Annotated in this window: 20 protein-coding genes and 1 pseudogene; 8 read left to right on the plus strand and 13 right to left on the minus strand. The window is 46.5% G+C overall.

Features of this window, described 5'->3' with window-relative positions; genetic code table 11:
* The 4 genes from QUB63_RS32240 to QUB63_RS32255 all read right to left on the minus strand — a co-directional run.
* Nucleotides 1-2,821 (minus strand): two-partner secretion domain-containing protein (locus QUB63_RS32240; protein ID WP_332949456.1); only part of this gene is annotated, 2,821 nt, incomplete at its 3' end.
* Nucleotides 2,822-3,314: 493 nt separating this feature from the next.
* Complete coding sequence (locus QUB63_RS32245) at nt 3,315-3,440, minus strand: hypothetical protein (protein WP_332949457.1); 126 nt, start codon at nt 3,438-3,440, stop codon at nt 3,315-3,317.
* Nucleotides 3,441-3,466: 26 nt separating this feature from the next.
* Nucleotides 3,467-5,296, minus strand: a complete 1,830-nt coding sequence (locus QUB63_RS32250) for a DUF3352 domain-containing protein (RefSeq protein ID WP_332949458.1) — start codon at nt 5,294-5,296, stop codon at nt 3,467-3,469.
* A 292-nt stretch (nt 5,297-5,588) separates the two neighbouring features.
* Nucleotides 5,589-6,680 carry a hypothetical protein gene (locus QUB63_RS32255; RefSeq protein WP_332949459.1) on the minus strand — a complete coding sequence of 364 codons (1,092 nt, stop codon included), beginning with the start codon at nt 6,678-6,680 and terminating at the stop codon, nt 5,589-5,591.
* Between the two features lie 392 nt (nt 6,681-7,072).
* Between QUB63_RS32255 and QUB63_RS32260 the strand changes: the two genes are divergently transcribed.
* Together QUB63_RS32260 and QUB63_RS32265 are read left to right on the plus strand one after the other, a co-directional pair.
* A complete protein-coding gene (locus QUB63_RS32260) occupies nt 7,073-8,311 on the plus strand; it encodes an LL-diaminopimelate aminotransferase (protein WP_332949460.1) in 1,239 nt (412 codons plus the stop codon).
* 261 nt (nt 8,312-8,572) lie between these two features.
* Entirely contained in the window at nt 8,573-10,084 is a 1,512-nt protein-coding gene (locus tag QUB63_RS32265; RefSeq protein WP_332949461.1) for a DUF4041 domain-containing protein, read from the plus strand.
* A gap of 21 nt (nt 10,085-10,105) precedes the next feature.
* Here QUB63_RS32265 and QUB63_RS32270 read toward each other — a convergent pair whose 3' ends face one another.
* The 4 genes and pseudogenes from QUB63_RS32270 to cofH form a co-directional block, all read right to left on the minus strand.
* Entirely contained in the window at nt 10,106-12,340 is a 2,235-nt protein-coding gene (locus tag QUB63_RS32270) for an SUMF1/EgtB/PvdO family nonheme iron enzyme (RefSeq protein ID WP_332949462.1), read from the minus strand.
* Nucleotides 12,341-12,377: 37 nt separating this feature from the next.
* Nucleotides 12,378-12,737 (minus strand): annotated as a pseudogene (locus tag QUB63_RS32275) (Pepco domain-containing protein).
* A 140-nt stretch (nt 12,738-12,877) separates the two neighbouring features.
* Nucleotides 12,878-13,483 (minus strand): hypothetical protein, encoded by a 606-nt coding sequence (locus QUB63_RS32280; RefSeq protein WP_332949464.1) that lies wholly within the window; start codon nt 13,481-13,483, stop codon nt 12,878-12,880.
* Nucleotides 13,484-13,486: 3 nt separating this feature from the next.
* On the minus strand, nt 13,487-14,644 hold the full coding sequence (gene cofH / locus QUB63_RS32285; protein WP_332949465.1) for a 7,8-didemethyl-8-hydroxy-5-deazariboflavin synthase subunit CofH: 1,158 nt from the start codon (nt 14,642-14,644) through the stop codon (nt 13,487-13,489).
* Between the two features lie 139 nt (nt 14,645-14,783).
* Here cofH and QUB63_RS32290 point away from each other — a divergent pair, with 139 nt between their 5' ends.
* The 3 genes from QUB63_RS32290 (at nt 14,784) to QUB63_RS32300 (ending at nt 19,810) form a co-directional block, all read left to right on the plus strand.
* Nucleotides 14,784-15,998 carry a glycosyltransferase gene (locus tag QUB63_RS32290; RefSeq protein WP_332949466.1) on the plus strand — a complete coding sequence of 405 codons (1,215 nt, stop codon included), beginning with the start codon at nt 14,784-14,786 and terminating at the stop codon, nt 15,996-15,998.
* A 159-nt stretch (nt 15,999-16,157) separates the two neighbouring features.
* A complete protein-coding gene (locus QUB63_RS32295) occupies nt 16,158-17,927 on the plus strand; it encodes an ArnT family glycosyltransferase (RefSeq protein ID WP_332949467.1) in 1,770 nt (589 codons plus the stop codon).
* Between the two features lie 17 nt (nt 17,928-17,944).
* Complete coding sequence (locus QUB63_RS32300) at nt 17,945-19,810, plus strand: glycosyltransferase family 39 protein (RefSeq protein ID WP_332949468.1); 1,866 nt, start codon at nt 17,945-17,947, stop codon at nt 19,808-19,810.
* A gap of 53 nt (nt 19,811-19,863) precedes the next feature.
* Here the strand turns inward: QUB63_RS32300 and QUB63_RS32305 are convergent, their stop codons facing one another.
* Complete coding sequence (locus QUB63_RS32305) at nt 19,864-20,274, minus strand: hypothetical protein (protein WP_332949469.1); 411 nt, start codon at nt 20,272-20,274, stop codon at nt 19,864-19,866.
* A 139-nt stretch (nt 20,275-20,413) separates the two neighbouring features.
* Here QUB63_RS32305 and QUB63_RS32310 point away from each other — a divergent pair, with 139 nt between their 5' ends.
* Nucleotides 20,414-20,671 (plus strand): helix-turn-helix domain-containing protein, encoded by a 258-nt coding sequence (locus QUB63_RS32310; protein ID WP_332949470.1) that lies wholly within the window; start codon nt 20,414-20,416, stop codon nt 20,669-20,671.
* Nucleotides 20,672-20,823: 152 nt separating this feature from the next.
* Nucleotides 20,824-21,054: a hypothetical protein gene (locus tag QUB63_RS32315; RefSeq protein WP_332949472.1), complete on the plus strand. Its 231-nt coding sequence runs from the start codon at nt 20,824-20,826 to the stop codon at nt 21,052-21,054.
* Between the two features lie 43 nt (nt 21,055-21,097).
* On the opposite strand, the gene QUB63_RS32320 is transcribed toward QUB63_RS32315, so the two are convergent.
* The 3 genes from QUB63_RS32320 to QUB63_RS32330 all read right to left on the minus strand — a co-directional run bounded on the left by QUB63_RS32320 (nt 21,098) and on the right by QUB63_RS32330 (nt 24,025).
* Complete coding sequence (locus QUB63_RS32320) at nt 21,098-21,370, minus strand: hypothetical protein (RefSeq protein ID WP_332949473.1); 273 nt, start codon at nt 21,368-21,370, stop codon at nt 21,098-21,100.
* A gap of 132 nt (nt 21,371-21,502) precedes the next feature.
* Nucleotides 21,503-22,108 carry a DUF3318 domain-containing protein gene (locus QUB63_RS32325; RefSeq protein WP_332949501.1) on the minus strand — a complete coding sequence of 202 codons (606 nt, stop codon included), beginning with the start codon at nt 22,106-22,108 and terminating at the stop codon, nt 21,503-21,505.
* Between the two features lie 342 nt (nt 22,109-22,450).
* Nucleotides 22,451-24,025, minus strand: a complete 1,575-nt coding sequence (locus tag QUB63_RS32330; protein ID WP_332949474.1) for a NupC/NupG family nucleoside CNT transporter — start codon at nt 24,023-24,025, stop codon at nt 22,451-22,453.
* Between the two features lie 220 nt (nt 24,026-24,245).
* Between QUB63_RS32330 and QUB63_RS32335 the strand changes: the two genes are divergently transcribed.
* Entirely contained in the window at nt 24,246-24,524 is a 279-nt protein-coding gene (locus QUB63_RS32335; protein WP_332949475.1) for a hypothetical protein, read from the plus strand.
* A gap of 86 nt (nt 24,525-24,610) precedes the next feature.
* Here QUB63_RS32335 and QUB63_RS32340 read toward each other — a convergent pair whose 3' ends face one another.
* Nucleotides 24,611-24,805, minus strand: a complete 195-nt coding sequence (locus QUB63_RS32340) for a hypothetical protein (protein ID WP_332949476.1) — start codon at nt 24,803-24,805, stop codon at nt 24,611-24,613.
* Between the last annotated feature and the right edge of the window lie 588 nt (nt 24,806-25,393).

Consider the following 25,393-nt stretch of genomic DNA (forward strand, 5'->3'; position numbering starts at 1 on the left):
CATTTGATACCGGTGTTTGATTTTGATTTACGGTCGGCGCGAGCGACACATTTGATACCGGTGTTTGATTTTGATTTACGGTCGGCGCGAGCGACACATTTGATACCGGTGTTTGATTTTGATTTACGGTCGGCGCGAGCGACACATTTGATACCGGTGTTTGATTTTGATTTACGGTCGGCGCGAGCGACACATTTGATACCGGTGTTTGATTTTGATTTACGGTCGGCGCGAGCGACACATTTGATACCGGTGTTTGATTTTGATTTGCGGTCGGCGCGATCGACACATTTGATACCGGTGTTTGATTTTGATTTGCGGTCGGCGCGAGCGACACATTTGATACCGGTGTTTGATTTTGATTTGCGGTCGGTGCGATCGGCAAATTCGATACCGGTACGCTGGGTTCAGTAATTGTCTGCCCAGGTGCAGGTGCGGGTGCTGGTGCAGGTGCAGGTGCGGGTGTTTGATTTTGAGTAATCGTTGCCGCTGGTGGCAAATTTGATACCGGTACGCTGGGTTCAGTAATTGTCTGCCCAGGTGCAGGTGCAGGTGCAGGTGCAGGTGCAGGTGCAGGTGCAGGTGCAGGTGCGGGTACGGGTGTTTGATTTTGAGTAATCGTTGGCGCTGGTGGCAAATTTGATACTGGTACGCTGGGTTCAGTAATTGTCTGTCCAGGTGCAGGTGCAGGTGCGGGTGCAGGTGCAGGTGCGGGTGTCAGTGCGGGTGCGGGTGCAGGTGCAGGTGCAGGTGCGGGTGTCAGTGCGGGTGCGGGTGCAGGTGCAGGTGCGGGTGTCCGTGCAGGTGCAGGTGCGGGTGTCGGTGCAGGTGCAGGTGCGGGTGTCGGTGCGGGTGCAGGTGCGGGTGTCGGTGCAGGAGTTCGCCTGGGTGCTGGCGGGGGGTTGGGAGTCGGTGCGGGCGTCGGTGCAGGAGTCGGCGCAGGAGTCGGCGCAGGTGTCGGTGCGGGAGTCGGCGCAGGTGCGGGAGCCGGCGCAGGTGCGGGAGCCGGCGCAGGTGCGGGAGCCGGCGCAGGTGCGGGCGTCGGTGCGGGAGTCGGTGCGGGAGTTGGTGCCGGAGTTGGTGCAGGAGTTGGCGTCGGAGTCGGTGCCGGAGTTGGCGCGGGAGTCGGTGCCGGAGTTGGCGCGGGAGTCGGTTCGGGTGTTGGCGAGACTGAAGAAGCCGTAATGTTAATTCTCGTCGGCTGTACTATCTGAGGCTTTGAACTTGAATAAGCTCCGGATGCAATCACATTTTCCTTGTTCTTACCCCCAGTGGCAATGCTGCCTGCAGTACCGTTCAAGCTGTTATAGTCGGGCCCGACGCTGAAAACTGTGTTCAAGGCTTGGCCGCCCTGGCGAATGGTGATATCTCCACCATTTCCGCTACCAGTCGAGGCGGCGGCAATGCTGCAAGCTTGCGCCAAGCAGTTGCTATCGTTTTTGAAAGTGCCTGTTGCTCGGAAATAACGACCTGCTGTAATGTCAATATTTCCTCCGGCTGTTCGCCCTTGGGTGTTGATACGGGTTACTTCGATGTCGTTGCTCGCCTTGATGGTGACTTCGCCACCTTTTTTTTCTTCGGAGTTGGCGTCTATGAACCCTGTTTGAATGCTGCTTGAGGGTGCTGCAATACTCACGTTTCCGGCGTTGCTGGATTTGTCGCTCGAGCCTGCGTTGATATTGCCTGTTTCTACTTTTCCTGTACGGCTGGTGACGTTGATGTTGCCGCCTGCTGCGGTGGTGGAGTTGGAGTTGAGATCGACAGTGCGAATGTCGCCGCTGGCTTGTAGGACGATCGCGCCTTGGGAACTCGTCAGGTTTCCGCTGGCTGCAATGCTGTTGGCTGCTTGAATTTCGATCGCCCTAGCGCTTGCACCTTTGACTGCAACGTCCCCCGCAGCTACTACTCGGTTAGACCCCGTGAGTACCAATTGACCGCTAGCATTGACGCTGATGCCTGTAGCGTTCGTTTGACCGATGCCTGTGAGCAGTTCGGGCAAGGATGCGGGCGCTGTTCCAGTGGTGCTTGTCGCTGACGACGGCCCGATGTCCAAACTCAGCAAACTGCCTGACTCGCTGACGCGCACTAAATTTGTCCCGGTGACTGATGCGACGGTAATTCTACCGCCTGGGGCCGACAGGTTGCCCGTGCTGACAACGGTGCCGCCGAGCAAGGTTAAGTTCTGCCCTGACTTGACTGCTAAGTCGGCCGTGCTGATAATTGCCCCCGCTTGAGCGCCTCCAAAAGCATAGGAATTGGGCGCGCCCGTCAGAGATGTATAGGTGTTAGTACCGGCAGCGTTAAACGAGTTAGAACCAAATCCAATACCCGTGGCGGTGGTTGCGGTGAAAGAAGCCGGCACGTTTAAGCTGGCACTGTTGCCAAATATGATGCCGGAAGGATTCATCAAAAACAAGTTAGAAGTGCCGCCGGTTACTTGAATTGAGCCGTTAATAATCGAGGGGCTGCCGCCGCCGATGCGCGCTAAAATGTTGCGAATGTTCGAGTTTGATATAAAGTTGGCAATCTGATTTGCCGACAAGCCGAATTGTGTAAAACTGTGGAACAGATTTTGTTTATCGCTCGATAATTGTCCGCCTTCAATGTCGAAGCGAGTTTGCGGCACAGTAGTTCCGGTTGGGGTTGCGTCCGTGACTGTCGTGCCAGTTCCGTCCGCCGCTGGCACGATCGTTTGACCTTCGGCTTTTGCTTGCACAAAGTAAAGATTTATTAAGACTATTTGCAGAAAAAGTGCCAGTTGGCTGATTTTTGCTTTAGACAGGAATTTTGCCGGAATTTGACTATTTTTGGCTGTTTTCATAGCTTTTTAAAGGGTAAAATATATAATTACAGGAATCTGGTAACGCAACCCGGTTTCTTATAAAAATTTCGGTTTAAGACGTTATCTTCATGAAGCAACCAAGTTGCTGGCGTCCGAGTGCGTTGAGGATTAAATGAGTAAAAATGACCCGAGCATATGCAATTACCCCGTATCTTCTCCCTAATCTAAATATAACTCGTAATGCCTAGAATCTGTATCTTCCGCATGACATATTAAAAAAAACCGCAGTCCCAGACGCACTCGGACAGAAACCTGGGGGTTTAATTGTGATTGACAGTTGCCAGGAATTATGTGGCTTAAAAAACCCGATTTCTGCGTCCAAGACAGACCAGGAAAAATCCCGGTAAAAAATCTTTCCTTTCCTTTTATAAAAAACAACTAATCAGCCTCTAAAATTGTCTGCAATTAAAATTATGACCAGAATAAGTAATATCATGTCTGCGGTCGCGACCATAATTTTTAACTGCTGTTGTTACCGCAGACATGATATTAAATCCGGCTCAATTTCCCTCTTCGAGTCAAATCCGCTATTGCCAGTTTCCCTCGGCTGCTTTTCGGTTTTAATCGATCGCCCTGTTGCTGTTAAACGGGTTGTCACGGCGGATTTTTGGAATGATTTAAAAGTTAATTGGGTGAAGTTTGGACGGTGGGCGAGGGACTGGGTGCATCAGGGCTCGGTGCATCAGGGCTCGGTGAAGATGAACTCGGTGAAGATGAACTCGGTGAAGCAGGACTCGGTGAAGATGGACTCGGTGAAGATGGACTCGGTGAGGGCTGTGGTGCAGGAGTGGATTGGTCGGATTTTTTGAGACCGACAAAAGCGTCGTAGCGGGTGGTACGATCGCCAATGACGGCCGCTGTAACGCCGATCGACCGCGTGGCGTCAATCCAGATTTTTTGGCTGGGAGGAAACTCCGGCAAAGCTAGGTTTTTCGGGTTAAACGCACTCTCGGTGTCGATGAAGAAATTGCCGTTGTGAGGCTTAAGTTGCGATCGGACAGTTTTTTGGAACAATTCGCTACTTAAAAGCGGACTTTTCGGCGCCGGAACAATCGAGTCAACCACGGGAGCTCCTACTGTGATAAACACTACATCATTCATCCAGCCGCGAGTTACCGTAATCCCTCCAAACGCCGATGTCCATTTAGTAGCAGGTTGACCGCCGACTTGAATTTCCTCAACTCTAAACCCTTTCATTTTCATCGTTTCATCAAGCTGTTTCAGGGATTTATTGGCGGCGCTGCGGTTGTTTGTTTCCACCATAAATACAAATCCCGCAGCAAATTTGTCTTTGGGATTCTGCGCCGGGGCCGGTATTAATGATAGAGAAAATTCTCCCGCCATCCAGTTGATGAAATCTTTATCTAAATCCTGACCGGTAGTGGATTTTAAACCAGTGCGCAAAACTTGGGGATTAATCGGAGCAAGCGGGTTAGCATCGGCTCCCAATACGTAGTCTTGCCACAAACGCTGCAAGTTGCCGCCGGATACCATCATGATTGTATTGCTGGGCAGGCGGTTAGCCATTTTTAGAGCGTTGTTTTCTACTGCTATACGCATCGTAGAGTCTGGTTTCAGCCAAGAGATTGATTTGAATCCAATTCCTTCGGCATCCAGCGTCGCTGTGGTGGCAAATCCCTGATTTTGTTGCAGTTTTTCGAGGTTTTCCGCCGAAATTTCGCGGGATGAGTTTGCGGCTGTAAAGGCTGCTGCAACGGGCATATTCACGTAGATTTGACCGAAGGCACCGGAATCTTTGATTTGACCGATGGCGTCTGCATAGCCCGGGGTTTTGGCGAGGGATGGTTCGCCTTTGTAGGTGTCGATTATTCTGTCTGTGGCGGTGGGATCTGTGGTGACTGCTAGATAGTTTGTACCGAGTACCGCGACTGAGAAATTGCGATCGGGTATACCTTGAGTTTCTGTGACTTGCACCCCTTTATAATTGCGCTCTACCATTTTTCCTTGGTTGAGGGGTCTGGGTTTTGCTAATAATTCTTTGGCTTTAATCGGGTTGGCAATTGGCAGGATAATTGCTACTGACTGCTGAATTGGCTGAGGCGGGGGCGCGTTGGGTGCGGGCGGGGGGACTGGTATTGCTGTTTTGTTTCGCAGAAAGGCCACCATTGCTGTGTTACCCACCCAAGGCTGAATGTCTTGTCCGTAGGCGTAACCGTTGCTTGTCAGGAGGCGATCGCGCAATTCGCTTAAAAACCTTTCAAACGAAGCTTTGGACTCCGGCGTGCCAAATTCTCGCAGTCTTTTCCACTGCGATTCATCGGTAGTGATGGATAGAGCCATCATCGCATCTTGGGGGACAACGGTTGCTCCCGCCGGCAAATCTTTGGCCCGGCCGCGGGAAATGACGATCGAGTACGCGAGGATGCCTAAACCGATCAGAAGTGTGGCTGCTCCGATCGTAAACAGCAGGGAAGATTTATCTTTCTTAAACATTATTCGTAAGGTTCGGGTGCTCGCAACATGATAGATTATTCTTGGCTAATCTAGCAGAATTTGAAGGAAGAAGGAAGAAGGAAGAGGGAAGAAGGAAGAGGGAAGAAGGAAGAGGGAAGAAGGAAGAGGGAAAAAGAAGACCGGGCGGTTGAAACCGCCAGAAAGTCAAACGAAACCCGACGGGAGCGGGTTGAAGGCAAAGCCTTAAAATTACCTTCTTATCTTCAGTCGGCGTCCGGCGGACGAAAGTTTGTGTAGATGCGGTTTCAACGGCCGTCTTATCTTAATGAAATCAGTTTCTCGCCTTAAAGTCTTTAAAGATCGTTTGAAACGAGTACATCAGCCGGTGGACATCGTTTGTGGCTCTAGGAAAAATGTTTATTTCCCATTTTTTGCGAGCCGTAGTTAGCAGTTTTGCTACGGGTTGCGAGTAACTGTTAGAAATGAAATAGCTGCCGCCTTCGTAGCGAATATCTGACGCTAATCCGATAAAAGCACCGGCCATTTCTAGTTGAAGTTCCGAGGTGCAGTGTTCAGATTTTACCGCTAAAATTACCTGCGAGTGTCGGGGCTCGCGGTTGAGCAAGCGGCAGATATTCGCTTCTTTTTGGTACAAAATTAAAACGTTGCAGTTGTGTAGAACTCCTGCTCTGCCTTGGACTTTGACTCCGAGGTGAATTTCTAGGGCTGGTTTGTCGGGAAATTCCACCACAGCATGGGTGTATGGATGTGCCGTTCCGTGGATTTTTCCCGCTGTTTTTCTAAACGTTAAATACTTCGGTGTTTCGTCGTCTAAAACATTGTTGTAATAAATATTGCCGCCTTCATTAGCAACTGCTTTGAGCAGGATGGTGAATAGGTAAGCGTCAAAAATGCTGGCTTGTTCTGCCGCTCCGTGGAAATCTGGATCGATCGAGCTTTTTAATTTGCTCTTAATTTCGGCATTGATGGCGTAGTTGCTGGGCCCAGAGGGCAGTTTTTCAAGTAATTGCTTGAGGGCGATCGCCTGTTTGTGGCGTGGGGCTGTCACGCTGGAGGTAAACTCGATTGTTTGGGCTGTTTGGGCGCCTGAATTGGCAAAGATAATTTTTGTGCCGAGGGGAGAAGTTTCTGATTCTACTTTCAAGAAATAAGCAATTTCGTCTTCCATTTCGGAAGTATTGACCGTCGCTTGTTCCACAGCATCAATTAACAGCAAAAGTTGTTCTTTTGCGGTATAATCTTCTATCTTGAGCAGCGGTGTCTTTCTTTTGAGCGATCGCTCTTCAATTACTTTACCTATCTCTACAGTATCCGCTACTTGTTGAACTACCCAATCCAATTGAAACTCATTCAGAATTGCCGCCAGTTCTTGATAGAGTTTGGCATACTCGATCTCATCCATAATAGCTTCTGCGCTGCACACTATTCTCATTATACAAGCAGATTTGATTTTTTTGTCAATGGCTGCGATCGACTGTGCAGATTGCCTGTGATGGCGGATTTTCAGAGTGTTCGAGTGTCCGAACGGGGAAAATCTTCCCTCGCTCCTCAATATCCATCCGTTAAATCCGTTAAATCCCTGATAAAATTTGTTGCGGAACTTCCTTTTGCTTGAGAAAGACGATTAGTAGTAATACCAATTTCAAAACAGAATGCAACTGCCTGCAAGCTGCCAACCCCCATAGTCATCAGTCATTCCCAATTTTTCAATTCTTCAATTCTTCAAATCTAAAATCTAAAATCTAAAATCTAAAATGGTATAAGCTATTCTACGACATTTAGAGCGATCGCACTATGGCAACTATCAACGACAACTACCTGAAACTCAAAGCCGGCTACCTGTTTCCCGAAATCGGGCGCAGAGTGAAAGCATACGCAGAGGCGAATCCCGAAGCGCCCATCATCCGGCTGGGGATTGGCGACGTGACGGAACCCCTACCAGCGGCTTGTCGCGAGGCGATGGTGAAAGCGGTAGCAGACATGGGTTCGCGGGATACCTTCAAAGGATACGGCCCGGAACAAGGTTATGAGTGGCTGCGGCAGAAAATTGCCGAGCACGATTTCCAATCGCGGGGATGCGAGATTGATGCTTCGGAAATCTTTATTTCTGACGGTTCTAAGTGCGACTGCGGCAACATTCTCGATATCTTTGGCAACAATAATACGATCGCAGTTACAGATCCCGTCTACCCCGTGTACGTAGACACTAACGTCATGGCCGGACATACGGGAGATGCGAACGAAAAAGGCGAGTACGAAGGTTTTGTGTACCTCCCAATATCCGCAGACAACAATTTTACAGCCGAAATTCCCACAGACAAGAAAGTCGATTTAATTTACCTGTGTTTTCCCAACAATCCGACGGGCGCAACTGCAACGAAGGAACACTTGCAAGCTTGGGTAGATTATGCTAAGGCGAACGGTTCGATTATTTTCTTCGATGCCGCTTACGAAGCCTATATTACCGATCCGAGTCTGCCGCACTCTATCTACGAGATTGAAGGGGCACGCGATTGTGCGATCGAATTTCGTTCGTTCTCAAAGAATGCCGGTTTTACAGGTACTCGCTGCGCCTTGACAGTAGTACCGAAGACTTTAACCGGAAAAGCAGCCGACGGTTCAGATGTCGAAATTTGGAAATTGTGGAACCGCCGCCAAGCTACTAAGTTTAACGGAGTTTCTTACATCGTGCAGCGCGGTGCAGAGGCGGTTTATTCCGAGGAAGGCAAAGCACAAATTCAGGCATTAGTCAATTTTTACATGGAAAATGCGGCGATTATCCGCGAGAAATTGACAGCGGCCGGAATCGAAGTTTTTGGCGGCGAAAATGCGCCTTACGTGTGGGTGAAAACGCCTCACGGTTTGTCGAGTTGGGATTTCTTTCAGAAGTTGCTAGAAACTTGCAATGTGGTAGGAACACCCGGTTCTGGTTTCGGTGCGGCGGGCGAGGGTTATTTCCGCATTTCGGCGTTTAACAGTCGCGAGAATGTGGAGGAAGCGATGAGACGGATTGTGGAGAAGTTTAAGGTTTAATTTCATTTTCTGCTTAAACGGAAAGGCCCCCAGCCCGCCAGGGAATGAATTCCCTGGCTAATAGCTAAAGTCCTCTGAAGAGGACTAATGAGTTCTTCAGTCCTCTTCAGAGGACTTTCGCTTTGAGACAGGGGTTTCAACCCCTGGCGGACTGCGGGACAAGCGCGAAAGAGCGCTAATTTAATGTATTGTGGAACAGGCCGTCCAGCCTGTTGTTGAAAATGGTGCAAGATGTGAGTTTGGGAAAGTGCGATCGGCTGATTGTCGCAAACTTCACTTGATGCGGATAAATATGTGTTCGCGGGCGATCGGGCTAAATTTCTGGAAACTTGCCCAATTCACAAGCTTTCAGTTATATTAAGATGTATTCAATTAGAAATGCAGGGTTATATGTTGTCAACACTCCTCACAGTAGCAGCATTAGTTCTAGCTGCCGCATTGACATACACGCAACTGAAACTAGCGAAACATAAAAAGCTTTTACGTAAATATGATTCACTCTTTTCCAAAGAGGACTTTGAAAAGCAATTAGATTCTAACATAAATCTCAAACAAGGGGAACTCGACCAACTTGCAAGCGAACAAGCAAAACTAAATGCTAAAATTAGGAACCTCCAGCAGAAACTCAGTGAAGTTGAAGAATCAGAATCCGTTCAATCTTTCGGATTTTATAAATCAAAGTATAACTTTGGCAGTTCTGAAGAATACAAGCGCCGACTTGAAGAAATTAGAAAACAACAAAGTAAAATGCTCAAAGATAAGACTGCTGCTATCTGTCATGTACCCTGGGAAGTAGAGGGCAGCAAGAAAAAAGGTAAGAAAATGACCGATGACTTTCTCACGCTGATACTGAGAGCATTTAATGGCGAGTGCGATGCTGCAATTCTTCAGGTTAAATATAACAATGCCAATAAATTAGAAACAAGGATTAACAAAGCTTTTGAAACCTTGAATAAGCTCTCAGAAACTAATCGCTGTCAAATCATGCCTAGTTATCGCGCTCTCAAACTAGAAGAACTATATTTTACTCATGAGTTTCTGGAGAAAAAACAGGAGGAAGCTGAAGAACAGCGGAGAATCAGAGAGCAAATGCGCGAAGAAGAAAGAGAACGTCGGGAGATAGAAAAAGCGAGAAAAAATGCGGAACAAGAAGTAAAGCTTCGCGAACAAGCTTTAGAAAAAGCTCGACGAGAGATAGAACAAGCTACAGGTCAACAGAGAGAACAATTAGAACTTAAGTTGCAACAGATGAATCTACAACTTGAAGAGGCTCTTGCCAAGCAAAGAAATGCAATTTCTCGCGCTCAGATGACAAAATCAGGATATGTATACATCATTTCAAATATTGGTTCTTTTGGAGATAATGTTTATAAAATTGGGATGACGCGCCGAATCGATCCCGAGGATCGCATTAAAGAACTAAGTGGAGCATCTGTGCCATTTCCCTTTGATATTCATGCAATGATTTTTTCTGAAAACGTTCCAGAAACAGAGAATTTATTGCATCAATATTTTCGAGATAAAAGCGTCAACAAAGTTAACGAGCGCAAGGAGTTTTTTAAGGTAACATTAGATGAAATCAGTTCGGCAGTTGAAAAGATTGCAGCAGAAACTCAAACTGTAAAAAAAGCTGAAATTCAATTTACCAAGGTTGCGGAAGCAGAACAGTATCGCAAAACGCTAGCTATAGAATCAGGTGAAACTCAGCCTCCAAATTCAACTTATACACCGACGTGGGATGAGGGAGAGGAAGAATCAGAGACAGACGAATAAGCAATTCAAAGGCTATGGAGTTCACACAATAGGACAAACTATCCGAAAACCAAAGCGCTTGACTCGATCGTCTGAATCCCAGTTGTAACGATACGCCGATCGGCAATCTGTCGGAGCATTTAACCAAGATCCGCCTCGCAACACCCGCGAATTACTGTTATTGTCAGTCAACCATGCACTTCCATTTGTGGATGCTTCGTGATAGCTTTCATGCCAGTAATCTAAGCACCACTCCCAAACGTTGCCGTGCATATCAAATAATCCAAAAGCATTGGCAAATGCAAAACTTTTGACAGGATTTGTTTGCTTGCGATAGCTTCCTTTCGCTTTTGGCCCAGACTTATAGCTGTAGTTGCAGTCATAGTTCGCCACATCGGGGGTAATAGTTTCTCCAAAATGAAAAGGGGTTGTAGTTCCAGCGCGACAGGCGTATTCCCATTCTGCTTCAGTTGGGAGGCGATACTCGCGTCCTGTTTTTTGGGAAAGGCGATCGCAAAATTCAACAGCATCGTACCAAGAAACTTGTTCCACAGGCAGATCTGCACCTTTGAAGTGGGACGGTTCGAGTTCAATATCTCGATTCACTTTGCCAAAAGCAGCAACCGCTTTCCACTGTGCTTGGGTAATAGGGTATTTGCCTATTAAAAAAGGTTTGATGGTTACTGAATGTTGAGGCTTTTCGTTGTTCATTCCTCCTGACTCAGTTTCCGACGAACCCATCATAAAAGTACCGCCCGGTATCAACACAATTTCCAACACAATCGCATTACCAAGTTTTTCTATGCGGTGTTCTGCTATTTGATGACGACGATCTATTGTTTGTCCTTTTTGATCGATCGAGATTACCTCAAACTCAAAAGTGTGGGTAGTAGCAGGAGAAGGTAAATTTTCAGAGGATTTAATTTGTTTGTTATTGGAGATAGATGGAACGGCAGCAAGATTATCTACAATAGCTTCTGGCGTTAGGTCTAGAGCTTTGCAGAGAATTTCAAATGTTTGACTCTCAATTGGCAGTTGTTTCAGAAATCGAGAAATTGTTGATACAGACGTATAACACTTTTGAGCAAGTCCCTTTTGGGTCAACCCTTTTCGGCTCAAAGTCATTTTAGCTACTTCTACTCCTGTTGCAGATGCACATACTCCCCTGAGTTTATTACTGGCTATAACAGGTATTTCTGAGGGATTTGAGCTTACTCGATCGCTCATTTTCACACTCAATTTTTCTTCTATATTCGATTGTCTTCCTGGTTGAGGTTTGGCAAGTTCTGATACTGATGATTTCAATCCCGATATATTGGTAACGATGGGAGATTGAGAATTACTGTGCTGTCCTGACTGTTTCAAAGTAATTCTTTTGATTGCGCGGAGTGCATCTCTATCAACTGAAGAAACGCCTAACACCCTAATCCATAGCTGTTCTGCCAATTCTAAATCGCCTTCAGCTTCGACCGTTGCGGCCTGAAATTTCAACGGTTCCGCATCTTTGATAGTTGCCAGTTTATTCAGCAGAATAAAGTGCATTTTGTAGGGAGGTTCAGCCTTGAGATAGGGCGTTTGTCGAGGTTTTCCATAACGCCGATTAATTTCGGGAACGCGATGAGACAAATGTTGATACAGTCTTTCAACAGTCGCACAGTTAGCTTCTCCCTGAAGCCGTAAACCTTCTAGCAAGGCATATGTGAACGATGCTTGTCGCAAATTTTCATCTTCTATTTCATAAGATTTTTCATTAGGACTACAGGAAAAAATAGTAATGACTCCTTGGTGTTTTTCATCTCCTATTCCACGTCCATCTTTTTGCCCTTGATCCCGACAAGCATCGACAATCAACACCACATTATCTGCCCCACAGCGACGCAGGCGTTCTGTCACGTAGTTGATGGGAATTGCAGTGTGTTCCACATCTCCTGGATCGGCATCACAGGGCATTAAATAATCGCGGTCAGCATAGCGCAACCCATGACCGCTGAAGAAAAACCAGAAATTGTCTCCGGGTTCCATCAATGGATCTTCAAACTGTTTCCGAAGAAATCGCCGTAGATTGGCATAAGTTGGTTGGGTGGGAATTTGCACAATAGGTTGACCAGCAACTTTTTCAATGGCTGGCGATTCATCAGAGAAATAAAAAACTTCCTCAAATCCCGCTTCGTTGAGGAAAAAATCTCGCACTAACTCTGCATCCCGCTTGGCACAATTCAAGTCTTGCAGGTTGTAGTATTGGTTAATGCCAATTGCGATCGCCCAATTTTTGCCCATTCACCTATAGGATTTATAAGAGAATTTAACTGTTGACTCAGGGACGAGTAAATTTTAGGGTTATTCCGCCTTTATTCCCTACTTTACCCCCACTTCCTATTAGACTTACTTGACCTTCACCGTTGATTTCTACTCAGAGTTCAACCTCATTTAGTTTCATCCCACTCTGCTGCTCAGCTTGATCGAATAACTCTCCCATAACTTTGAGCAAACCGCTCATTTGAGCTTTCAAGGCTATTACGTCGATCGGCACGCGCTTGCTAGCAATCTTCGTTACCTTTTCAGAGACTTTTGAACTCAAGGAACCGCCAACATCGATGCTACCCTTGGCTCCAGTAACACTGTTAGATTCAGTGAGTTCCTCGGTTATAATCCAGATGGTTGATTCTTCAGACATTATTGACTCCAAAAATATATTCCGATAAGTGAGGGGACTGTTTATCCTAGTTTACCAGGATATGTAACCCACTTTGATTTTTTATTGAGACTAAGAGTTCGCGAACTTGCTGTGCGATCCTCGAAGAGGATCGCGATTATTCAGCCATCTCGTACCATCCAAACCAGCATTCCCAAAATTTCGTCCACCGGAGGCAAGGCATAGTCATTAAGATCGATCGATACAATTTTTTCCTCTAGTTTGAGAAATCGCCACTGCGTGCCGTTACTGACACTGCCATAAATAACTGAAATTGGTTTCCCCTTCGCTTCATTAAACTTCTGCATTGCCACCATTTCTGCAACGCACTGTCCAATTCCTGTCTTCAAATCAGCTTTTTTAGCCTCAACAACCGCCACTGCGGGTGCTTCAATCTCCAACATTTCTGGAGAACGACTAATCAAATAATCACAAATCCCGTTTAGTCCACTTTCATAATCAACCGTAAAGTCTTCCCCCGAAAACAAGCTAATATTCTGCTGCAAAATCTTCCTGACTTCCAGCAGTACCGGAGTAATAATCATTTCCGATCGAGCTTTTTCGCTACCTGTCGCCACAGCTACGGGTAAACTATTTGCCAAAAAATCTGTCAGGGTTGCACTCGGAGCGATCGGAGTTATTTGCGGTAGAAATCGCGGCCCTTCTACAGTTGTTAATCCAAAGGCTTGTTTAACTTTGATAATTGAGGTGAACTCGCTATAAGACATCGCTCAATTTATCCTACTACTTATTACTGCCAATTTGTCAACCCCCAAAGGTCGATAAATTGTATCTCTTTGCTGATAATCCCTGCCCAAAGAACTAATCGCATTTTGCAAATCTTCCACAGACTGACAACTGCCGCCAACCGCACCGGCCATTGTAGTAATGTGTTCCTCCATCAAAGTGCCGCCGATGTCGTTGCAGCCCCATTTCAGAGCCTCTGTAGCCCCTGCTAAACCCAATTTTACCCAGCTCGGCTGGTGATTGCTAATCCAATTTCCCAAGAAGATTCTCGATACAGCGGTGAGCAAAAGTGTATCTGCTAAAATTGGTTGGTCGCGGCCGACTCGACTGCGTAAAGGAGCCGGTGCTTCCTTGCCGACAAAGGGCAGTAAAATGAATTCTGTGATGCGCGCTGGATAGTTGTTGTTAATTGCTGTTTGTTGGAGCGATCGCACTTTTTCTAAATGCAAAACCTGCTGTTCGGCGGTCTCAATATGCCCGCAAAGCATCGTACTCGTTGTAGGCAAACCCAGACTGTGAGCAGTTCCCACAATTTCTAACCAAGTTGCCGAATCTAGTTTTTCCGGGCAAATTACTCTGCGCACCGCATCGTCGAGAACTTCCGCCGCGGTTCCCGGCATCGAACCGACTCCCGCATCCCGCAAAGCCGAAATTACATAGCTGAAACTCAGATTATCTTGTCGGGCAATAAATTCTATTTCTTGCGGCGAAAAAGCGTGCAAGTGCAACTGCGGAAACTTATCCTTAATATTTTTCACCAATTGCACGTAATAAGGCAAAGATGCGCCGCCCTGCTTAGCTTGAAGATTTAAGCCGCCCTGCATACAAATTTCCGTCGCACCCCGCTGCACTGCATCTGTTGCCTTTTCCTGAATTTGGGCTGCATCTAACCAAAAAGCGCCCTCATCTCCATCGTCGCGGCGGAACGCACAGAAACTGCAATGCTGCTCGCAAATATTGGTGAAATTAATATTGCGATTTATAACGTAGGTAACAGTATCCCCTGATTGTCGCCGGCGCAGCAAGTCAGCGGTTGTTTGAATAGAAGCTCGCGCGTCAGGATCTCTTTGCTGCAAAAGCACCAAGGCTTCTGCGGAAGAGATGTTATAACCTTGTAAAGCTCGATCGAGAATTGCATCCACAGTTTTTTTGTTAGCTCAGCTACAGAATTACTGCCTATAATTAAGGCGTTTTTATATCTTAACGAATCAATCATAGAGGAACGATAATGTAAAATCTCAAGTCCTACAAACCATCCTTTACTTTGTGGGAACTAAACTTATGAGCGTCAACCAAGCAAATCACCTGTTACCAGTGCCGTCTGGGCCTTTGCAAATTCCTGCTGTAGGGAGTTGTGGTTCAACTTTTACAGACGCACCCACACCGCCCATTTATTTTTCCCTGGTGATTCCCACCTACAACGAGTGCAAGAATGTCAAAAGTATTGTGGAACAATTGAGCAAATTGCTCGATGGCAGCATTCCCGGTAACTACGAATTAATTGTAGTCGATGACAACAGTCCCGATCGCACCTGGGAAGTTGCCCTCTCCCTAACAGCCGAATATCCGCAATTGTGGGTGATGCGCCGGGAAGACGAGCGGGGACTTTCCACAGCGGTAATTCGCGGGTGGCAGGCCGCTCGGGGCGAGGTTTTGGGCGTCATCGATGCCGACTTGCAGCATCCGCCGGAGACGCTGTTGCAGCTTTTAGCAGAAATTCAGCGGGGAGCCGATTTGGCCGCTGCGAGCCGTCACGTTGCCGAGGGCGGGGTGAGCGACTGGAGCGTTATCAGGAGATTTTTGTCGCGGGGAGCTCAAACTGTCGGATTGATTGTACTGCCGGGAGTGGTGGGCCGAGTTTCCGATCCGATGAGCGGCTATTTTATGGTACGCCGCAGTTGTATTGCCGGCCAAACTATGAATCCTGCGGGTTACAAAATTTTGATTGAAGTGCTCGGCAGGGGCAATATCCGCTGGATTGGAGAAGTTGGTTATGTATTTCAGGAGCGGAAAGAAGGCGAGAGCAAAGTTACTGGGAAACAGTATATTGAGTATTTGCGGCATTTGCTCATATTGCGCTTTTCCCGCTGGCCGATGGGTAAGTTTCTGCGATTTGGCATCGTGGGTTTCAGCGGCGTGTTTGTGAATATGGGGGTTTTGTACGTGCTGCGGAACAGCCTCCATTTGGAGCTGACTCGCAGTCTGATCGTTGCTGCTGAATTGGCAATTATCAGTAACTTTTTGTGGAATGATTTGTGGACTTTTGGGGATATTTCTAAGCGGCAGCCCGGAAATCGCCAGCGCTTCAAACGGCTGTTGAAATTTAATACAATTTGCTTGATGGGTTTGATTTTGAATGTGCTGCTGGTTAATTTGATGTTTAATGTTTTTGGGATGAATGAATATTTGGCGAATTTAATTGCGATTTTGGCTGTAACTCTGTGGAATTTCTGGATCAATATGAAGTTGAGCTGGCGGGTGACGGAAGTTGATTAGAAACTAGGAAAATCCGACAGCGCTCGGGGCATACAGGGACAAAGACAGAGCAAAATTCACGCTCGCTCTTGACATCCAAAGCGATCGTCCGCAATAAATAGAAATAAAAAAGTCAGCCTTTCAGTGACGACTTTAAGCTCCTGCAAGTAAGGTAGTTTTATGAATCAACAATTGTTTGTACTCTCAGCCACTACTAGGCGCTATATCACCAATCAATCATTGTTTTTGCCTTTGGTCTTGCTGTTGCTATTAACTAATCTATTAGTTTCGCCCGTAGGTGAATTCTCGCTCAACGACGATTGGATACACGCTAAAGCTGTCCAAAGGTTGCTGGAAGAAGGTCAGTACCGGGGTCATTCTTACCTCGCCGCCACTCTCGCAGCGCAAGCTTATTGGGCTGCTTTGTTTTGCAAAATTTTTGGTTTTAGCTTCACTATTTTGCGAGTATCGACTTTAGTATTAAGCGTTGTTGGCGCGTGGGCGATGGCCCGCTGCGGATTAGCATTGGGTCTTTCTCGAAACTTGGCTTTACTTTGCGGGGTGCTGGTAGCCATTAACCCTTTAGTTTTAAATTTATCGTACAGCTTTATGACCGACGTGCCTTTTCTGGCAATGTCAATACTGTCAGGGCTATTTTTCCTGCTAGCGCTGCAAACACCGAGTGCAAAACTAATTTTTTGGGGCAGCTTTTTTGCAGTTGTCGCTTTTTTTGTCAGGCAATTTGGGGTAATGTTGCCTGTTGCTTTTGCTGCGACTGTTTTCGTACTTTGGTGGCAAAAACAATATCGCGTATCTTGGTCTATGGTTTTTGCTTTGATTTGCCCGTGGCTGGCGGCGACGGCGATTGTTCTCTATTTAGGGACAATTAAAGATGCTGGAACTCCTATTTTTGAAAGCCTCCAGGGACGAGTTCTAATGTCAGCTATGGATGGGTTTCGCCACATTCCAGTTTCACTTTGTTATATGGGACTTTTTGCTCTACCTTTGGGTGCTGGTAAATTTTGGCAAATAGTTCGCAAACACGATGTTTGGACTCGGAAGCGGGGGGCTATTTTTGTCGGGTTTTGCTTGGTATCGCTGACAGTGTTTTTTTTACCTAAAATTTTATTTATTGTTCTAAGTATATTGTTTCATAAAGAAGCTTTGTGGTTACAGCGCTATGCAGAGCGAATGCCTCTATTAAAAGGGGATTATCTGCTTGATTTGGCGGTGGGTCACATTCAGTTGCCAGATATCAACCCACAGCCAGTAGTTAGTATTGGTGGATGGTGGTGGCCTGTAACATTCGCTGCACTGGGAGTGGCAGGACTAATATTTTTAAACTGTGTCGATCTACTTGACGATGTGCGGCTGCAACAAAACGAAAATAATGTTTTGCAGCAGCGAACGCATCAAAGACTTTTTTTATTGCTGTGGGGATTGATTCTTCTGGCTGTAGCCTACAATCCAGGGCGGTTATTCGTGTTCGATCGATATTTAATTCCGGCACTGCCGCCCTCGATTTTGCTTTTGGCCTACGAAATGAACCGATTTAAGCTCAAAGGTGCACTCAGGTTGGCAACTTTTAGTTGTACGCTTCTTTACATTTTCAGTGTAGTTTGCCTTCAGGACTATATGGGTTGGAACAGTGCAGCAACGGCTGCTCAAAATAAACTCATGACTGTGTATGGTGTGAAGTCGGAATCAATTCGCGGTATAGATACTTTTAATGGATGGTACAATAGTGACAATTTCATGGGAATATACAAAACTAAAAAATGGCAGGATGCTAATTTGACAGGATTAGGGCCGTGGGTATTTGATGATGAGTACATTGTTGCTAGCAAGCAGCCAAAGCCTGGATATGAGGAGTTCGATCGCATACCATATTTCTCTTGGCTGGGAATGCAACAACGAGCGATTGTAATTTACAAGCGCGGGAAAAACTAAAAGAAGGATATAGTCTTTTGAGTCAGAACAAACAACTATTGTTGCTCTTGCTGTGGATGGCGATCGCCTGTATTTTGCGTTTTGCCAATTTGGACTCGAAACCGCTGTGGACGGATGAGTTTTCGACTCTAGTGTTTAGTTTGGGCAACAGTTTTCGCGGGGTGCCGCTCGATCGCGCGATCGCACTTTCCACTCTACTACAACCGCTGCAATTCCGTGCGGATGCTGGCATTGCAGATGTCTTAAACCATTTGCTGCTAGAAAGCAACCATCCGCCGGTGTATTTTATGGTAGCCCACTGGTGGATGCGGTTGTTTGGGCCTTCGGAGGATAGTTTAGTGTGGATTGGGCGATCGCTCCCGGCCTTATTGGGAGTGATTTCTGTTCCCGCCATCTACTTTTTAGGCAAATTTGCGTTCAATTCTCGTTTAGTCGGTCAATGTGCGGCCGCGATGATGGCAGTTTCTCCCTACGGCATTTATCTCGCTCAAGAAGCCCGCCATTATACCTTAGGAATCTTATTAGTTATTGCCTCTCTTTTTTGCTTGACATTAGCTGCAAAAAAGCTGCAACAGCGCGCTCCCCTGCCAATTTGGGCGGCGCTGCTTTGGGTAGTTGTTAACTGTTTGGGAATTGCCTCTCACTACTTTTTCGCGCTGACTTTGTGTGCCGAAGCCATAGCATTGATTGCTGTAATCTGGCAGCAGTTTAATGGGAAATTGCCAATTACCAACAGTCAGCAGCCGAATATTTGGCAATCTCAAATTTTCTGGAGGCTTTTCGCCGTAGCGATCGGGACTTTAGCTGGCGGTTTAGTTTGGCTGCCAATATTTTTGTCAAACAAGTACGGCAGCGAGCTCACGAATTGGATTGTCAGCGGCGATCGCACATTTGTAGATTGGATCGCGCCGATTTTCCAAGCTTTGGCGGGATGGATCGCTGTCATATCCCTGCTTCCCGTGGAATCGCCAAATCTGGCCGTAGTAGTTGGATCTGCGATCGGCATGACAATATTTTTTATTTGGGCCCTTCCCATCCTATTGAGCGCTCTGAAAAATTCCTTAAGAATGCCAAATAGTCGTTTAGGTACTGTTATTTTCGGCGGATTTGCGATCGGAGCAATTTTCCTATTTTTCAGCTTTGCATACATTCTAGGAATTGACCTAACTCGCGGCCCTCGATACAATTTCGTCTACTTTCCGGGGGTAATATTGCTGTTAGGAGCAACCTTGGCAGTTATTTTTAACACACCTACAATCAAAAGTCAATGGTTTAATTTACCTGCTGTTGAAATTGCTGGGAAAAAAGCAGTTCTGCTAATTTTAGCAATGGGTTTTGTGAGCGGTGTAACAGTAAATTCCAATCTCGGCTATCGCAAATATTACAAACCAGACCTTTTAATTCCGATTATCCGCGAAGTCTCGAAAGTTCCCGTGTTAATTGCTACTACTCAAAAGACTCATGTAGAAATTGGAGAGTTGATGGGGATAGGGATGGAATGGGAAAGAAGTTCGGCAACGGATTTTGTAGCGGATGTAACGGATGTAACGGATGTTAGGAAGAAGGGTTCGGCAGCGAGCAATGTACGGGATGTAACGGATGTAACGGATGTAACGGATGTAACGGATGTTAGGAAGAAGCAAGAAGTTAAAGCCTTTGATTCTCCACAGTTTCTTTTAGTTAAGCAGAGAAGGGATGCGCCGGAAATTGTGGCGGGGACACTTGACAAAACACTCAGTCAATTGGAACGTCCGCTTGATTTGTGGTTGGTGAACTTTCGCGCACCTGTCAATTTAGCAGCACAAAAGTGTCAGCTTGAATCCCGCGATTGGCCAGCGGTGGACGGGTATGAATATCAAGTTTATCATTGTTCTCGGTCATAAATAAGGGGCAACCACGGAGAATTGCCCCTACAAAGACGAGAACTCGACTGTCACTAAGAGTCAGCGGCAAAATATTTAATTAAGACGCTCATCACTTCACCGGAATTTTGAGTCGGGACAAGTGGACTCCAGTCAGAAACGCAGGCAAAATTATTGCAGTGCAAAGAATGAATGATGCGGGAAACAGCAGGACGAGAACTGATAAGGAAGATTTTCAGGAGTTCTCGGTTAACTGAAGTTGGCAAGTTTGGCTCTTTAGCAGGGGGCTGAATGAGTTCGGTAGTTGGATTTTCGGGCCCAATCTCGAAAGCAAGTATTAATTCGGTATTGGGTAGCAGTTGCCGGATGACTTTCAGGGAAGATTCTGCTTCGCTGCGGCTGCGAAATTGTCCGATGGGTAAGCGCTGAAAGTTGGGCAGCAGTCGGTAAATAATCCAGGAATTCGTAGTTTCTGGGGTGTTCATGGCTGTATTCTAAATTGGGTATGTTTGCCCATAGGAAAGTGACAGACTTGCACCTTTGATTTTTAGTGCAGTCTGTTTTGGCTATGGCTGTGCCACTAAGCGCTTAATTTAAGCGCTTAAATTGGATAGTTAAAATAATATGGTAAAAAAAAGGCAACGTCAACGGCAACCAGAAAATGAGTTGCCTTTTCGGAGACTGCGAGAGGACGCTAACTTGAGCCAAGAAGAGTTGGCTGTGCGGATGGGGGTGTCGGCTTCGTCGGTACGGCGATGGGAAAAGGGAGACGAACCTACCATGACTGTTCGGCAAATGAGGGATTTTTGCCGTTTGGTGGGGGTATCTTTTGATGAGTTGCCGGATTATCTCAGTCGGCGAGTAGATGAGGAGGAGTCTTAGGAGATCGATCGGGCGATCGCGCTTTCGCTTAAAATCATTAAAATAAGTGCATTAGCGAAGCTTGCCGCAGTCGCAACAGTATCAAGGGCGATCGCTTTTGCGCTTAGCAAAAATGCTAAAATTATATCGATCGAACATACCCAGATAAAAACATGACTTTCGAGGCAGTTTTCAGTCTTGTTAAGCAGTTGTTTCTATCCGAAAAGTTACGGTTGATTAAGTGGATGGTTCCTGAGATAGAACGAGAGTTAGTTGTCGTTCGCCCTACTCCCCGCAAATCCTTGTGGGGTTTATGTGCTGATTTGGGAATCGCACCATCTGCGGCTGATATAGATGAAGTTCGTAGCGAAGAATGGGCGAATTTCCCAAGGGAGGATTTCTAATGCTGTGTGGTGTAGCTGATACTGATTGGTAAAGCCAAAATTTCTATACAGTAGGCTGAATCTGGTTGAGGAAAAGATTGCGGACAGTTTTGTTGACAAAACTGAGGTAATCGTCGATTTCTTCGTAAAGATTGAGTTCTTGTTCTTCGTCAGGATTGAGAGGTAAAGTTTGTTGTTTGTCCAACAGTTCTGCTATTCGATTTTTGACGGTTGTGGAGGCTCTAAACATTGGTAGGCCTTCCACTAATTCAATGCGGACAGCTCCTTCTATGGGTAGAGTTTCGCGCAGGTTTTCCCGTTGTGGCAGGAGTAGCATAGTTGTCGATTTTATGGGTTTCCGTCTTGATTATATCAATACCCAAGAAACCGGGTTTTTTACCTAATCTACGATGCTCCAACGAAATATTTTCCTAAAAAAACCCGGTTTCTGACCGCCTGTGCGTCCATTTCAATCTTGCCTGACACTATCGGGCACGCCCACCGCCGAAATACCCGATATCGCCCTTAAATTCTGACAGCGAATCAATTCATTAAAATCCAAATTGCGCCCTTCAATCTGCGCTACAGTTTCGATCGCCCCCAGCAGATGTCCCGCAGCCTCCGCTTCGCTGTAACCGCGCCTTAGAGCCACTCTAATCGCCGTTTCGTCGGCATCTAGCTCTACTTGCGAACTGCGGTTGTCGCGCCAAATTCGAGTCATCGCCAGTCCCGTCAAACCGCCCGCGATCGCAGTGCCGATCGCATCTCCCTGCAACAATTCTACAACTGTTCCGACAATTCCCGCCAGAGCCGCACCTTGATAAATATCCGGCTTAAACCACTTAAAATTGCCCAGAAAACTGACATTCCGCAATATCAATAAATCCCGCTGCGGCTTAGATAGCAGCCGCCACAAATCAAAATTAATATAAATCGGGCGAGATTGATGCCAAGGCAAAGGAAAATCGCAATCAATTACCGTGGATTGTTGAGGCTTATTAATAATTTTACACGTCATGCGGCCGGAGGCGGGCATCACATCTAACAGGCGGCGAATTTCTGGTTCGGGATTCATTGATTTTTGGGTAATTGGTAATTGGTAATTGGTAATTGGTAATTGGTAATTGGTAATTGGTAATTGGTAATTGGTAATTGCATCTGCAAAAAAAACAATCTTATCTAATCTATCAGGGACTCGTAGGGGCGGGTTAACCAACCATATTTAACTCTCATCAATAATCTACAGAAACCCGCCCCCACACAACCAATAAACTACATCAACCTTGATTTCGATCGAATACGAAAATATAACTGTTAGTATGCGGGGATTTACTGTTGGGTGAGGGCGGGTTTTAGAGATTGTCAATTATTGACAAATATTGTTGGTTAACCCGCCCCTACAAGTCCTTAGAAGATATTAAGGGCTTTTCTTGGATTCAGATTTAGGAGATTCTTGAGCTTTTGGAGCTGCTTTTTCACTCTTCGGCGAAGGCTTCGGGCTGGCAATTGCTGGGGCAACTGAGGGCTTGGAAGTCGCGGCTGGGGATGCTCCTGGTTTCGGCGAAACGGGGGCTGTTATCGGGGCAGCAGGGGCTTTCTGAGCACCTAAAATACTGGAGTCTCCGGTGTCAAATAAGCCGGCGATGCAGGCAATCATCATTGTGGCTAAGGTGCCGACAAATAAGGCTTTCCAACCGAGTTCGGAAATGTCTTTGCGGCGGGAAGGAATTAGGGCGATTGTACCGCCGACAAATATGCCGACGGAGGCGAGGTGGGCGAAACCGGAAAGGGCGTAACTGACAATTAAAACTGTGCGATCGCTAATCAGTCCTTTTGCCGCCGCTTCTGCTAAACTTTGATAGGGCGGAATCGCCGTTTCCAACAGCCGCCGTCCGATGATTACCGAAGCTGTCCAAGAATCCTCAAAGGGAACTCCGGTTAACAAGGTTAGCGGGTAAAATAAGACTCCTTGAATGTTTTGCAGGGTGACAAAACTAAAGATTGTGCCGATGGGAGCCGGCAACACTGCTAGCCAGCCAAAGAATTGATTGATTAAGGAAACTAAGCCCAAGATTAAAATCAAAACAGCGGCGATGGCGACTGCCATTTTCACACCGTCCAAAGCGCCAATAATTGCTGCATCCAAAGGGCTAACCCGTTCGATGGGTTCTCCGCCAACTGTCTCTTGTTTGCGGATCTCACCGTCATTGTCGGCAATTTCTTCTCCCACAAACTCGCGGCCTTGAGGTTTCGGTTCTTCCTTGGGAATGCCGCCCATTGTTAGCGGTGTTCCTGTTTCGGGAACTAAGATTTTGGAGAGGACAAAGCAAGCGGGAATGGCGATAATTGAGGCTGAAACTAAATGCCCTAAAATATTTGGAAAAACTGGCTTGAGAAAACTGACGTAAATTGCTAAAGTTGATGAAGCGGCCGTTCCAAAACAGCAGGAGAGGATTGCACAAAGTTCGGAACGAGTCATTTTTGCCAAATAAGGCTTGACGACAATTGCTGCTTCTATTCCTACGAAAATATTGGCGGCGCCGCTGAGTGCTTCCGCGCCGCTCAACCGCATTGTCATGTAAAATATTTTGGCAAAAACTTCGGTGATAATTTGAATTACGCCGATGTTGTAAAGCAAGGCCATGAGGCCGGAAAAAAATACGACTGTCGGTAAAGCTCGAAAGGCAAAAATATATCCTAAATTAACTGGCGGGTCTTGACCGGGTTTTGGTACAATGTTTGTGCCGAATACAAATCTCGCCCCGGCATCAGCAGCGGTGAATACTCCATCCAGCAAGCCTGTAAACCACTCTAGGGCGATGCGAGTTGGGGGGAACAGGAATACTAAAAATCCTAAGACTAATTGCAGGCCAATGCCCCAGATGATGACGCGCCAAGGTATATACTGTACTTTGCGGTTCTCCGAAAAAATCCAGGCGATCGCGCACAAGCCAAAAATGCCCAGAAATGAGATAAAGTTGTAGATAGACATGAGCCTAGTCCTTGAAATAGCTGAGAATTCCGATCGACGGCTTACACCACATCAGTTATACTATTCATCGGACGGCAAATGCCAAAAAAATAACTGGCCGATGAATTACGCACTCAACAGCGTACTTATGTCGTTGCTTGTGTCATTGCGAGCGGGAGCGGCTCTTTAGCAACCGTTGATTTCCCGTAATTACCAGCAGTTTAAATAGAAACTCTAACACATGGAAGCTTTTGCTCCACATCCTCCCGAATGGACTGCGACGGCGGTTCACGCTACTGAGTTTTGCTGTCCCAAGTGCGCTGCTAGCTGCACGGATGCCGCTGAGGTCTGGATTAATCGCCGATCGCCAGTATACACCGAGTCCAACCGCCGCAAGTGGCAAGAATTTTACCGCTGCCAGTGCGGCGCCGTGTGGTGGGCTTGGAGTAGCGATAGGCCTCCTTCGGAACTTGTGCGTCGCGATGAGAGCTCCGATGAGAGTCCCGATGATGATTTTTAGAAGGATTTTCGATTTTATAACAAATTAGGGTATGGTGCGCGGTGGAAGCGCACCCTATGTTTAGATAGGCGAACACAATTTCTCAATTAATTCAGCACGTCAAGTATGCCCTTGACTACGCCTTCCATGACTCTTTCAATTAAGCTCAATTCATTTTCGCCGATCGACTCATTTAAGAGCATTGACTGAATTCGCAGTCTGTCATCGCGAGTCAGTTCGCCTGACGCAAATATCCGCTCAACTACTTGTTCATTTAGAAATGGGAAAGTTTGAGTTTGCATGGGTGGTATCTAAAAGCATCAATATTTTGTTGTTTTTAACTTTGTTATAGGAGGCAGTTATTTTGTAGGTTTTTGCCCTCCCATCCCATCAGTGCTCCAATCTTAGGACTCTGGGGGCATTTTGTCAAGACACCGGCGACAGACAAATATAAAATCTGCGTGTATTTCCGATATTCTAGCAATGGGTGGTTGGCTCGGGCGATCGCGCTTGTTCAGGCACCCTTTGCACCCAGGGGCCAAGCGCTGTGTCCGCCCGCGATCGACCTTTTTAAGTTTATTGGCACTTTCGCGGAACATTACAGAGCAAAAAAAATCAAAACTACAATAGATTAAAATGGGTAATGGGGAATGGGTAATTGGCTTTTCTGACTTCCCTCTTCTTTCTGACAAATGACTAATGACTGATGACTAATGACGGCAGCATCCAATTTTCCTTTCAGGAGTGTACGCTGTGAGTTCTCGAAGCGATATAAGCGATATATAGGTAAGCGAGCGGGACAGCACTCAAACAAAAACGCTTCTTACAAAATCGGGATGCTCCCATAATGACAACTATCAACTGCTTTCGGAGTCAACTATCAACTGCTT

This window comes from Microcoleus sp. ARI1-B5 (assembly GCF_036705795.1).
GTDB lineage: Bacteria > Cyanobacteriota > Cyanobacteriia > Cyanobacteriales > Microcoleaceae > Microcoleus.